Source organism: Clostridia bacterium (assembly GCA_036562685.1).
GTDB lineage: Bacteria > Bacillota > Clostridia > Christensenellales > DUVY01 > DUVY01.
In genome coordinates this window covers 1-12,276 of the sequence record DATCJR010000187.1, presented here as the reverse complement: position 1 = coordinate 12,276, position 12,276 = coordinate 1, and the positions used below count along the sequence as shown (strand labels likewise).

Sequence of the window (12,276 nt, the reverse complement as noted above, 5' to 3'; positions counted from 1 at the left end):
TGGCTGGATGAAGGACTTACAGAATATACTACCACAGTTTTTTATGAAAAAAATCCGTCATACGGTCAAAGTCATGGCGATCGTATAATGCAGACTTTACAGCAATACTTGATTTATATAGAAATGCACAAAAGCGTCTATGGCGAAGTAGATTCGAGTATGAACCGCCCTAGCTATGCCTATAAAAATGAATATGAATATGTTTGCATGACTTATATAAAGGGCGAGCTTATGTTTTACAATATAAGAAAAATAATAGGAGACGATGACTTTTTTGCATCGTTAAAAAAATATTATGAACGTTCAAAGTTCAAGATAGCTAAGCCCAAAGACCTGATAGGAGCATTTGAGGATACCAGCAAAAAGGACTTAGAAGGAATTTTTGACGCATGGCTAGAGGGCAAAGTGATTTTGGGCGACTGATAAAAATCTTGTATTGACCTAAATTCTTAGGTCAATAATTATTTATAAGTTAAATTTTGCGTTATATAAAAACCTCTGTTTCGACAAACTTAGCCAAACCTTAAAGTGTTTTGTATTATATAATAGCTAAGCTGCCGTTTATTTGGCTTATAAGTTCTGATATGACTAACATCAAAGATATAGAAAAAAATAACATTCAATTTTTAATAAACCGTGCTATAGTTTCAGATGACGGCAAGGAATATTCTTTGCCTTTAAAAGATATTATTATTGACTTTAATCCATTCGAAAGTTTTTATAATTCAATTAATCAATTTTACGGAAAAGGTTTTAGAATTTTATTCTTATGTTCTAAAGAGTGGTATGATTTTACTCAAAGCCTAAAAGGCGCTTTTTGTTCAAGAGAATTTTTTGCAGATGATTTTGTCATGCAAGAAAATATAGTATCGATAAAAGCGGCAGAACGTTTTACAGCTAATTTAAAAGACGATACCAGACTTATAATAGGTGTTGGCGGTTATAAGGTTATAGAAACTGCCAAGCTCATAAGTTCTTCTAGCAAACTGCCTTTAGTATTGTATATAACCACTCCAGAATGCGATACTGCAATATCGCCTTATGTATGCGCATATCATAACGGAATAAAAGATATGTTTACCACTGTAACGCCCCAGATTGTATGTGTAGATATGTCTATTATGGATATCTCTCAAAGTTCGTTGGGTAATGGTTTAGGAGTTTTGGCATCCAAATTGACAGCCCTTTGGGATTGGCATTTTTCAAATATATTTAATAATGAAAGTTGTGATTATAGCCTTGCTCAAGCTGCATTAAGTATCATAAAAAATTTTTGTCAAAATGCTGGAAACATATTATACGGCGACAAATCCGTAATTTTTGATATGATTCAAACGCAGCTAAAGCTGTCCGCTATATGCCAGTTTGCCCAGAATCCACGGCTTATGGGCGGCGGAGAAGACAGTATGTATAATGTTTTGGAGATGTTTTTTTTAAAAGAAAATAAAGAGCTAAGAAACAGGGGAGAAAACCTAATCTTATGTGCAAAACTCATTTTTCGCGCATACAAAGTTTGGTTAGAAAAATTAAAAATCGAAACCTTTTTTTGCCCGCCTGATAACACATTACGGCTGGAAAAATTAACGGACTATCTGGGGCTTAGCGAGCTGGTTGCATTAAAAAAAATATATATGGTTGACAATGCAGAACAATGGGAGATAATGCAATACAAATGGAATGAATATAAAGATGACTTAAAAACAAAGCTGGATGAATATTATGTTTTTTTCCAAAAGTTAGAAAAAATTTTTAAAAGGATTTATAAAGATGCAGGATTTTGGACAACCAAGTATTTGACAGAATCCGATATTATGCTTATGCTTGGATTAGCACCAGATTCAAGTTCAAAGTTTACAATGCTGTCTTTTGTCAAAATGACAGGAATTTTGGATATGTATCTAGAAGGAGTATAACGCATATATGGAATACCAAAGACTAAATGATACCGAGTTGTTTTTGCTGGATATGGACGGCACGATTTACCTTGATAATACTGTAATACCTGGAGCGATTGAAGCTATCAACCATATAAAACAATGCGGCAAGAAAGTATGTTATCTTACCAACAATAGTTCAAAAAGCAGGGACGAGTATCTAAAAAAATTAACCGCTTTGGGTTTTTCGGCATCTTTGGATGAAATCATTACAAGCGGTATAGTTACTATAGACTATATATTAAGGCATTTTGCTGATAAGTCTGTATATCTGTTTGGAACGCCTGCATTAAAAGCCGAATTTCAAAATATGGGTGTAAAACTTACTCAAGACAATCCTGACATTGTTATAATGGGTTTTCATACCGCATTTACATATAACGAATTAGATGTTTTATGCAGATTTATAAGACAGGGTGTACCTTTTTTTGCTACGCATCCTGACAAAAATTGCCCAACAAAAGACGGATTTATGCCTGATGTAGGATCGTTTTTGAGCCTTGTATTTACAAGTACACAAAGAAGACCTTCTAAGATTTTTGGCAAACCATATAAGTATATGGTGGAATATTTGAAAAACAAATTTGACACTAATCCTAAGAATATGGCTATGATAGGCGATAGATTGAGTACCGATATAAAATTTGGCAAAAAGTTTGGACTGCTTAGTGTTTTGGTGCTTAGCGGCGAAACAGATCAAAAGATGTTGTCGCAATCTAAAGTCAAGCCCGATCAGGTTTTGTCTTCCATTGAAGATTTGATAGATATCTTAAAATAAGTCATTATTCGACAAAAAAAGTATTTTTGATTTTTGCCTTGATTTTATAGATAATCAAGGCAAAATTTTGAATTTGACATTTATATATACGCTGCCCTATAATATATAAGCGTACTTTTAGACATTAGTTTTTTTGCACCCGTAGTTCAGTTGGATAGAATGCTTGTTTCCGATGCAAGAGGTCAGGGGTTCGAGTCCCTTCGGGTGCACCATAGACAGGCAATGGCCTGTCTTTTATAATTTTTTAATAAATTTGCAATTTGGATAATTAGAACAGCCTAAAAAAGCGCCGTATTTTCCATTTTTTTCCATTAATTGTCCGCCGCAACGAGGACATATTCCTTCTTGTAGCGCCTCTTTCATATGGTTAATATTAGATATATGTTCTTCTTTAGTGATGGTAATATTTTGCTTTGCGTCAATTAATTTTTTATAAATAGATTGCATTTGATCAAGGGTTAATGATTCATTATCTTCTTGCTTAATTATTTTTTTCAAGCTAGACAAAGGAATGACATTATTAGCTTCAATAAATTTGGTGTTATTTTGAACAAAAACTACTAAAGATTTGATTTGGACTTTTTCATCAAGAATTTTCTTAATTCTATAAATATGAGTGGCGTTTTGCTTTAGCGGATTGTATATTTTATTTTTAACTTTTCCATATTTGAGTACCTGTGTCCATTCCAATTGATTTTCTTTACCATAAATTCGACCTGAATAGTTTTTTGATTCTATAACAAATACACCATTTTTTCTTATAACTATATGGTCTATTTGACTAGATTTACCTTCATCAACAACCATATAATTATTTAAAACGTATTGCTTACCTTCTTTTGTCTTTCCAATGATTACTTTAACAAAAAATTCTCCTATGATTCCTTTGCCCGAAGGCGTTTGGCTCCATCCCAATAACGCTCCAATTAAAGCTCCCGACGTACATATAATAATTAAAAAAAGTAAAACATCTTCAGGTGTCATCTTTCTTCCTTCTTTACTTTGTTTTATATTATTTTAACATATTAATTTGATTAAACCAATATTCTTTGATCTAAGCTTTAGACACAAAACTAAATATAAGTTAAGCACTTTTTAGTCATAAATCATATATAAAATAAATTATTAATATATAGAATAATTTAGTTTACATAATCAAGATAACATGCTATTATAGATTTGCAATTAAAAAATATTTTCAATTACCAATAAATTCTTTATTGAATTTAGATTTAAACAGTATAAACACTTGTTTTTGGTAAAAAGTACTAAAACTTTTGCTTGACAAATATATTTTAAACAAGATATTATATACAGGGGTTAAGGATACAAATAATTATTTAAATACTATTTAATTTAGTACCAATGATTTTGATGTTAAAAATTTTTTGATATATAAGGAGTTATTGAATTTATGAGAATGGGTAAAAAGATGAGAATTGTTTCAATTCTCATGTCAATCACAGTTATTGCAGCTACTTTGGGCTTTGCTACTTATGCGATCACTCAAAACAGCACCAATGTCAATTATGATGGTTCTTTGAATATTAGCGGAAATGCTGATATTGATGTTAGCGTAGCTTTTTATGAAATAGGTTCTGGCGTTGCGCAATTTTCAATCACTGCTGATGAAAACGGCATTATTGAAAAACAAGGCGACACTGAAGTAAACAAGGTAACAGATGTTGCGAACGTTACAAGTTATTCTATTAAAACCAAACCTGTTTTAAATCCCGAAAACAGTTATAAGTTTGTTATTACAATTAACAACCCTAGTCCTGAAAAAGAAGGAAAAGCGTATGTAGATGCAGTAATTTCTGTTGTAAGTTTTACTGCGACAGAAAATTTTGCTGATTATTACACAGTAGTTAATCCAGCAGTTGAAAACAATATTTTGAAAAGAGGCGAAAGCGTTACATACACGATTTTTATAAATGCTAATGATTTCAATAATGAACTTGATTACAAAAATATAGAGTTTTCTTACAATCTTACCGTTGTGGCCAATAAAGCTAATTAATAAGATAATCAATCACTTTTGATAATTAACTTCAGAAAAATCAATTTTGAGCAGCCGAATACTTTATTCGGCTGTTATAGTAAATGTTATGAATAAAAGGCAATATAGTAAAATAAGCCTGTTTAGGCTGTTCATATTGGCCGGAAGTTTGATTATAGCTTGTTTTTTGATTTTTTCCACATTTGCCATTATTGTCAAAGGAAATTTTAATACTTTCTTTGGCGGTAAAGGTGTTATTTCCTCAATGCCTGTTCCTCCCGAGAATAGACAGACTAAGGTTATTTCTTATAATAACGATAATCATGTAATAGAATCAGGATATAATTATGTCTTTGAGACTTCGGACAATTGGGGAACTAAAGAAAACCCTATTGATTTGGCGCAGTTTGATATAACACCAGGAACAAAAGATCAGCCATTGGATGCTTATATCGACGGCAAAAATAATTATTTCAAAATTGACCTTGATCAAGATGAAGCCAAAAATGGAATTTTTGGTGTAATATCTGGTGCAATAGTCAATTTGAACCTAATAGGTAATGTAGCGTCTTCAGAAAAATGCACGGCTTTGGCTGCGGTTTTGGAAGTTCAAGGTGTATTATATAACTGCAATAATTATATTGATATTTCATCATATGGTAATAATGAATATGCCGCAGGGCTTGTAGGCGAGGTTAAAGGCAAAATAATAAAGTGCAATAATTATGGCAAGATTATGGCAAATGGCTATGCATCTGGGCTTGCGTACAAAGTAATTGGAGATGTAATAGACAGCAAAAACTATGGAGAAGTTCAATCAATGTCTTCAAAGGCTGCTGGCGTTGCAGGAGTTGTTACAGGTACGGTTAAAAACTGTCAAAACCTTGCCAATATTAGAGGCAATGAGGGCGCGGCAGGAATTGCAGTGGATGTTATCGGCGGCAGCATTATTGGATGCGTTAACGGGTCTTCGGATAAAAAAATTCAAGTATATGCGTCATCAGCTTATTCGGTAGGAATAATATATAATTTGATAAGTACTGAACAAAATTTAGGAAAAGTTTCAAAATGTATTAATTATTCTAATATTGATGGCAATTACGGAGCATGCGGAATAGGCTTTGAAATTGATGGCGATATAGAAGATACCAAAAACTACGGCGATATAACCAGTCATAGCACTGCAGTAGGAATTGCAAAAAAGGTCAAAGGCAATATTTCAAATACTCAAAACTTAGGTTCAATTATCGGCGATAATGATTTCGCTATAGGCATTGTTTTGGATATAGAGGGTGATATTACTAATTGTAATAACAGCGGTTATATACTTACTTCGGGCGGAAATGCAAGCGGAATAGCGTATAGACTGCAAGGCAATATAACAGGTTCCAAAAATACTGCTACAGTTCAGAAAAAAGGCTGGGGCGGAGATAAAAATGTAGCAGGTATTGCAGCAATAGCTTATGGTTTGATAGAAAATTGTATCAACAACGGTCAAATAATAGTAGATCATATTGCGCAGTATGTCGGCGGTATTGCTGGAGAAATGACTGGAAAAATATTTAACTGTGAAAGCAACGGCAAAATTCGACAATATGATCTCTATACATACGTTAATGTAGGCGGAATTGCGGCAGTACTCAATAATAACTCACAATATGGTATGCCGATAATAAATAATTGTATTGTCACTGGCGGATTAGATGTATATTCAACAATAGCAGGCAAGGGAATTATTGCTTATCAATATCCTAAAGGTAGTATTGTAAACTGTATAGGTATGGGACAACTGTATAACTTATAAATATATTTAAAAAACCGCACTTTAGGTGCGGTTTTTTATTTATAAGTGCGTTTTTTATTTTAGTTATTTCTGCAATTCAATCCTCTTCTAGAGCAATTTATATCTGCTACTCTGCTTCGATCACTTATATCATCTCGGTCATTTCTGTGGCAGAAAGAATCTCCACTTAATGTAAATAGAATAAGCATTATCAAAATAAGGTCATTGATATTGCAAAATCTGTCATCATCAAAAGCATCATCATCAAAATCATCACGGTCCCGATCACAGCAGGCGTTTTGGTTTGCTAAAAACAGTATCATAAGCAATAAGATAAAAATATCTTGTGAATCGGCCATATAATAAAACCTCTTTTACATAAAATTGGCAAATTTTAAATTTTATGTTTTTTTGCGACAAAAATAGTGTGTTGCAGCTTATTTAAAAATTAAATTATGTGTTATATAATATGTATATAAACGCATATGAAATTTATGCATATTATTTTTTAAAAAAGAGTAGAGTTATGCTTATAGACAAGCGTACACAAAATCATATTCTTAATTATATGCCCCCCGAAAATATACTAGAAGGGTTGGTGGACTTCTTTAGTGTCTTTTCTGATATTACCAGAATTAAGATGATTTCTGCGCTTGCCATTTCGGAAATGTGTGTAAGTGATATATCCACGCTTCTTAAAATAAATCAAACCACAGTTTCTCATCAATTAAGAAATCTAAAAAGATGCGGTATCGTGAGAAGCCGCAGACAAGGCAAAGTAGTGTTTTATAGCCTTGCAAGTGATTGCGTCAATGAAGTGATGCTAAACGGCGTAGAGCATTTGGGATACTAAATTTATATATTTTAATCATTATTTTTTAATCATTTAAATCCTTTTTAATTATTTGTTATCAACAAAACTTGGCGGTTGTCAAGACAACTTTTATACTGTATAATTTAAATCAATATGAAAGATTTGGAACAAAAGCTTAAACTTTTGCCTGAACAGCCGGGCGTTTATATAATGTACGACGAAAACGGGCAAATAATATATATTGGCAAAGCCAAAATTTTAAAAAATAGAGTTAGACAGTATTTTTATAACAGCGGCAATCAAACTGAAAAAGTCATGGCGATGGTTGCCAAAATCGCAGATTTTTCTTATATAATAGCAACCAGCGAACTTGATGCCTTGGCTTTGGAATCTAATCTTATAAAAAAGCACAAGCCGCCATATAACATACTTTTAAAAGATGACAAATCAAGACCGTATATCCGCATAGACACTCGTTTGGAATATCCCACTGTGGAAGTTACAAGAAAACTGAGAGCAGACGGTGCAAAATATTTTGGACCGTTTTTTGGTGTTGCGGTCAACGAAATGATTGAGCTGATTAGAGGCGCATATCTTGTACGAAATTGCAATTATAAAAAATTCAATTCCAATCACAGAGAATGTCTTAACTATCATTTAGGGCTATGCAGTGCGCCTTGCACAAGACGCATAAGTCCCGAATTATATAAAAAACAGGTAGAAAAGGTCATAGCATTTTTATCTGGAAAAGATGATAGAATTGAAGAAATTTTAAAAGCGCGCATGATGAATGCCGCTAGTGAAGAAAAGTTTGAAGCGGCTATTTCTTATCGAAACAAGCTAGAAATGCTAAGCAAGATGAAACAGCGCATTATTACATCATTGCCCAAAACCACTAATCTTGATATTTTTTCGTTTTCATCCAATCCGTCGTTGTGCGTAATCAGTGTACTTATCGTAAGAGCGGGCAAAATGTCAGGTGCCGAAAATTTCCCTATTATTGATGTGACAATGGAGCCTGAAGAAATGCTGTCGTCATTTTTATTGCAGTATTATGACGGAACAAGAAATCCTGCAGAAGAAATAATAGTGCCGGTTTTACCCGATAACGAAACAGGGCTAAAAGAGTGGATATACAGCAAGTACAAAAAGAATGTGCAATTCTTTGTGCCTAAGCAGGGAGTAAGAAAACAGCTGCTTGATAACGCTAATATTAATGCAGTGGATTATCTTGAAAAATACGCAGGAAGAGAAAAAATAAAAGAAGACATGACCAAAGGCGCGGTAGAGGGCTTGAAAGAAAAGCTTGGACTAAGACGCGCACCGCAGATTATGGAGTGCTATGATATAAGCAACATAAGCGGAACAGACAAGGTAGCGTCCATGGTTGTTTTTGTAGGCGGAGAGCCTGATAAATCAAGGTATAGAAGGTTTAGGATCAAAACCGTTGAGGGCGCTGACGACTTCAAGTCAATGCATGAAGTAATTTTAAGACGCCTAGAAAGACTTAAAAATAAGGATGAAAAGTTTGGCGCAACTCCTGACCTTATAATTATTGACGGCGGAAAAGGACAGCTGTCCTCGGCTTATGAAGCTATGCAGCAATTGGGACTTAATATCGAAATGATATCACTTGCCAAAAGAGAAGAAGAAGTATTTTTGGTAAACCAAAGCGATCCTATTGTTTTAGACAAGTCCAGTTGGGAGCTTAAGCTTTTACAGAGAATAAGAGACGAAGCCCATAGATTTGCGATCACATACCACAAGAGTTTGAGAGAAAAGCATATTGTAACCGAACTTGTCAATATAGAAGGCGTGGGAAAAAGACGCGCTGAATTGCTTTATAAACATTTTATGAGCATAGAGGATATAAAGCGTGCCGATGTTCAGACGCTTAGCAAAATAAAAGGAATATCAGATCAAGTAGCACAAAAAATCTATGATTATTTTCATAGCTAATATTGAAGCCGTATGATATAATTAATTTTAATATGAAATTGAAATACCCTATTGCAGTGTCAGACTTTGATGGAACACTACTTAGAAATGACAACAAAATAAGTGAACATACTAGAGATGTAATAAAAGAACTTATAGATGCGGGCGGCTCATTTTTTATAGCGACAGGCAGAATGCATCGTGCTATAATTAACCGCTTGGAAGAAGCTGGTTTGGGCGGATTGGATATTCCCGTCATAAGTTATCAAGGTGCTTTGGTAAAAAGCGCTATTAGCAACAAGGTGCTGTATGAAAGCTCTTTGGATCTAGAAACGGCAACTCAAATAATCAAAGAGGCAAGAGCACGAAATCTTTATATACATGCATACATTGATGACACCTTGTATGTTGAAAAGGAAATGTCCTGGACCACAGGATATACTAATTATTTGGGCATAACTTTTACAGAAGTTGGAGATCTGCTAAAATTTATAACCCAAAAATTAAGCGATAAAGAGCAGCATCATTCATGTCACAAACTGCTTATGATGATGGACACAGATATCATTGAACGAGAACTTAAGCACTTTTTGAACAAGTTTGGCGGCGGAGTGGATTATGAAAAAAAGGATAATACTCCAAATCCTTCTGCAAAAGCCATATTTAATACATCAAGCGAGCATCTTTTGGAATGTGTTGCGCTTAATGCTGGCAAGGATAAAGCAATAGAACATATAGTAAAAAATATGGGATATACACTAGATGATGTTATGACAATCGGCGACAGTCTTAACGATTATAGTATGGTTTTGAGGGCAGGAATGGGCGTAGCTGTTCAAAATGCAGACGAACGGCTCAAGAATGTAGCTAAGTTTATTGCACCTTCAAACGACGATGATGGAGTCGCTTATGCTATAGAAAAGCTTATTTTTTTGAGGTAAGATATGACATCTGAAAGGATTATAGAAAGAGTAAAATTAATTGATTTTGCTAAGAAATTGGATTTGGAAATAATATACCAAGGAAAAGAGTATATTACTCTAAGTACAATTAACATAAACCGTCCGGGAATTCAGCTGACTGGATTTTATACACATTTTGGCGCCGATCGTGTTCAGATCATGGGCGAAATGGAGTTTGCATATCTAAAAAGTCTTACTGAAGAGCAACGCTACGAAAGTCTAGACAAATATTTTTCTTATCCGTTGCCCTGTTTGATTATAAGCACAAACTTGGAACCTCTAAAAGAAATGGTAGAACTTGTCCAAAAGCATCAGATACCCCTTCTTAGGTCAAAACAGCGTACGACTTTTATATTTAATGATATAAGTACATATCTTAATGACTTATTGGCGCCTACTATCACTATGCACGGCGTCTTGATAGATATGTATGGTGTAGGTGTTTTGATAACAGGTCAAAGCGGCATAGGAAAATCAGAAAACGCGCTAGAACTTGTTCAACGCGGACATAGATTGGTTGCCGACGATGCGGTCGTTATAAGAAGAGTTAATGACAGACTTATAGGTTCTTCGCCTGAAAATATTAGATATTTTATGGAAGTTAGAGGCATAGGAATAATCGACGTGCGAAATATGTACGGCGTCGGTGCCGTAAAACGTACCAAAGTCATAGATATGGTTGTTCATCTTGAAAAATGGGATGACAAAAAAGACTATGACAGATTGGGCTCATCAACTGAAGAAATAGATATTTTGGATCACAAACTGCCTAGGATTGTTGTTCCTGTAAAGCCTGGACGAAATGTAGCTGTTATTTTGGAAGTAGCAGCTAGAGACCATCGTCTAAAATCAATGGGCTTCTCAGCCTTGGACGAACTCAATAAGCGTATGATGCTTGGAGATAATTAAACTAAAAATATCTTAAATTCGTCATTTTTTTAGCATATTTGCCATTATTAGCTAATATATTATATTAAGCCCAAATAAAGAATGGATAAAGCTACATTAGCTTGTAGCTGTCATTTTTATCTAAGGTTACAAAATCTCTGGAGGCAAATATGGCAGATAATATTGCTGAAGAAACCACACAAGGCGAAAACACGCCCAAAGCAAAACCTCAAAAACAAGAAAAAAATTTCTTAAGTGGAATATCAATAGCAGCTAATAGATTAGTTTTTATTTTGAGAGTTATTATATTCACTGCAATTTTCGTAGGAATAATTTTAGCAATTGTTGAGAGCATAAATGCAGGTTCTGCTTTGATATTCTTTCAACGTCTTGTATTTTATACCCTTGCAGGTGTAGGCTTATTTACTCTTACTGAAATAATAAACAAACGTAAAAATTGTTAAGTGTTGTAGCTAAAATTAAGTTATTTTGATATCATTATTATGCCACCCTATTTATTTAGGGCGGCATAATATCGTTTTTTGGTCTTTATATGAAAAATAACTTAACTATCAAAAAACCCAAGATATCAAATATTGAATTTGAGCACCCGTTGATAGGTAAAGCTTTTGATGGGTACAAAATTTTGCATTTGTCTGACTTGCATAATAAAGAATTTGGTGTAAATCAGACTATACTTTTAAAAACTACAAGGGATCTGCAACCCGATATAATTTTGGTTACAGGCGATATTATTGACCGTCGTAATGTTCATGTAGATAAAGCTATGAATTTTTTTTATGAAGCTGTCAATATTGCGCCTATTTATTTTTCTAGTGGAAATCATGAATACCGTTTTGGAAGGTATGACGAATTAAAACAAAGATTAATTGATGAAGGCGTCAATGTGCTGAACAATGAGTACACCCAAATTTATAAAAGCGAAGAGTTTTTTACTTTGATAGGCGTAAATGATTTGGATTTTTTTCAAAGCCCCTTGGATTTTGAAAATACCATAAAAAGTCTTAGTCAACAGACGCAAGGTTTCAAAATTTTGATGTCTCATAAGCCGCACAAAGTTGAAATATATAAAGAAAGTAATGTTGATTTGGTACTTAGCGGACATGCGCATGGCGGACAAATACGACTGCCTTTTATTGGTGGATTGTTTGCACCAGGA

The 12,276-nt window shown here is 33.9% G+C and carries 13 protein-coding genes and 1 tRNA gene; 12 read left to right on the top strand and 2 right to left on the bottom strand.

What is annotated here, in order from left to right:
- From VIL26_08380 to VIL26_08365, 4 genes are all read left to right on the top strand, one after another.
- On the top strand, nucleotides 1-423 hold a 423-nt coding region (locus tag VIL26_08380; GenBank protein ID HEY8390943.1), incomplete at its 5' end, for a M1 family aminopeptidase.
- Between the two features lie 110 nt (nucleotides 424-533).
- Nucleotides 534-1,913, top strand: coding sequence for an iron-containing alcohol dehydrogenase (locus VIL26_08375; GenBank protein HEY8390942.1), 1,380 nt, complete (start codon nucleotides 534-536; stop codon nucleotides 1,911-1,913).
- Nucleotides 1,914-1,920: 7 nt separating this feature from the next.
- The gene (locus VIL26_08370; GenBank protein HEY8390941.1) at nucleotides 1,921-2,712 is read left to right on the top strand and encodes an HAD-IIA family hydrolase; all 792 of its coding nucleotides are present in this window, start codon (nucleotides 1,921-1,923) and stop codon (nucleotides 2,710-2,712) included.
- A gap of 135 nt (nucleotides 2,713-2,847) precedes the next feature.
- Nucleotides 2,848-2,924, top strand: a tRNA-Arg gene (locus VIL26_08365).
- Between the two features lie 22 nt (nucleotides 2,925-2,946).
- Here the strand turns inward: VIL26_08365 and VIL26_08360 are convergent.
- Nucleotides 2,947-3,696: an NERD domain-containing protein gene (locus VIL26_08360; GenBank protein ID HEY8390940.1), complete on the bottom strand. Its 750-nt coding sequence runs from the start codon at nucleotides 3,694-3,696 to the stop codon at nucleotides 2,947-2,949.
- A 430-nt stretch (nucleotides 3,697-4,126) separates the two neighbouring features.
- Here VIL26_08360 and VIL26_08355 point away from each other — a divergent pair, with 430 nt between their 5' ends.
- Nucleotides 4,127-4,732 carry a hypothetical protein gene (locus VIL26_08355; protein ID HEY8390939.1) on the top strand — a complete coding sequence of 202 codons (606 nt, stop codon included), beginning with the start codon at nucleotides 4,127-4,129 and terminating at the stop codon, nucleotides 4,730-4,732.
- An 88-nt stretch (nucleotides 4,733-4,820) separates the two neighbouring features.
- The gene (locus tag VIL26_08350; protein HEY8390938.1) at nucleotides 4,821-6,515 is read left to right on the top strand and encodes a hypothetical protein; all 1,695 of its coding nucleotides are present in this window, start codon (nucleotides 4,821-4,823) and stop codon (nucleotides 6,513-6,515) included.
- A 59-nt stretch (nucleotides 6,516-6,574) separates the two neighbouring features.
- Here the strand turns inward: VIL26_08350 and VIL26_08345 are convergent, their stop codons facing one another.
- The gene (locus VIL26_08345; protein ID HEY8390937.1) at nucleotides 6,575-6,853 is read right to left on the bottom strand and encodes a hypothetical protein; all 279 of its coding nucleotides are present in this window, start codon (nucleotides 6,851-6,853) and stop codon (nucleotides 6,575-6,577) included.
- Between the two features lie 167 nt (nucleotides 6,854-7,020).
- On the opposite strand from VIL26_08345, the gene VIL26_08340 reads away from it, so the two are divergent.
- The 6 genes from VIL26_08340 to VIL26_08315 form a co-directional block, all read left to right on the top strand.
- A complete protein-coding gene (locus VIL26_08340; protein HEY8390936.1) occupies nucleotides 7,021-7,347 on the top strand; it encodes a metalloregulator ArsR/SmtB family transcription factor in 327 nt (108 codons plus the stop codon).
- A 114-nt stretch (nucleotides 7,348-7,461) separates the two neighbouring features.
- Entirely contained in the window at nucleotides 7,462-9,267 is a 1,806-nt protein-coding gene (gene uvrC / locus VIL26_08335; protein ID HEY8390935.1) for an excinuclease ABC subunit UvrC, read from the top strand.
- Between the two features lie 32 nt (nucleotides 9,268-9,299).
- Nucleotides 9,300-10,187: an HAD family hydrolase gene (locus VIL26_08330; GenBank protein HEY8390934.1), complete on the top strand. Its 888-nt coding sequence runs from the start codon at nucleotides 9,300-9,302 to the stop codon at nucleotides 10,185-10,187.
- Nucleotides 10,188-10,208: 21 nt separating this feature from the next.
- Complete coding sequence (gene hprK, locus VIL26_08325) at nucleotides 10,209-11,117, top strand: HPr(Ser) kinase/phosphatase (protein ID HEY8390933.1); 909 nt, start codon at nucleotides 10,209-10,211, stop codon at nucleotides 11,115-11,117.
- A gap of 149 nt (nucleotides 11,118-11,266) precedes the next feature.
- A complete protein-coding gene (locus VIL26_08320) occupies nucleotides 11,267-11,560 on the top strand; it encodes a hypothetical protein (protein ID HEY8390932.1) in 294 nt (97 codons plus the stop codon).
- 89 nt (nucleotides 11,561-11,649) lie between these two features.
- On the top strand, nucleotides 11,650-12,276 hold a 627-nt coding region (locus VIL26_08315), incomplete at its 3' end, for a metallophosphoesterase (GenBank protein HEY8390931.1).

What these genes read in the sequence shown, in the direction of transcription:
- VIL26_08350 (HEY8390938.1), top strand. Translation starts at nt 4,821, where the DNA reads ATGAATAAAAGGCAATATAGTAAAATAAGCCTGTTTAGGCTGTTCATA.
- VIL26_08360 (HEY8390940.1), bottom strand. Translation starts at nt 3,696, where the DNA reads ATGACACCTGAAGATGTTTTACTTTTTTTAATTATTATATGTACGTCG.
- VIL26_08330 (HEY8390934.1), top strand. Translation starts at nt 9,300, where the DNA reads ATGAAATTGAAATACCCTATTGCAGTGTCAGACTTTGATGGAACACTA.
- VIL26_08370 (HEY8390941.1), top strand. Translation starts at nt 1,921, where the DNA reads ATGGAATACCAAAGACTAAATGATACCGAGTTGTTTTTGCTGGATATG.
- VIL26_08340 (HEY8390936.1), top strand. Translation starts at nt 7,021, where the DNA reads ATGCTTATAGACAAGCGTACACAAAATCATATTCTTAATTATATGCCC.
- VIL26_08355 (HEY8390939.1), top strand. Translation starts at nt 4,127, where the DNA reads ATGAGAATGGGTAAAAAGATGAGAATTGTTTCAATTCTCATGTCAATC.
- uvrC (HEY8390935.1), top strand. Translation starts at nt 7,462, where the DNA reads ATGAAAGATTTGGAACAAAAGCTTAAACTTTTGCCTGAACAGCCGGGC.
- VIL26_08320 (HEY8390932.1), top strand. Translation starts at nt 11,267, where the DNA reads ATGGCAGATAATATTGCTGAAGAAACCACACAAGGCGAAAACACGCCC.
- VIL26_08345 (HEY8390937.1), bottom strand. Translation starts at nt 6,853, where the DNA reads ATGGCCGATTCACAAGATATTTTTATCTTATTGCTTATGATACTGTTT.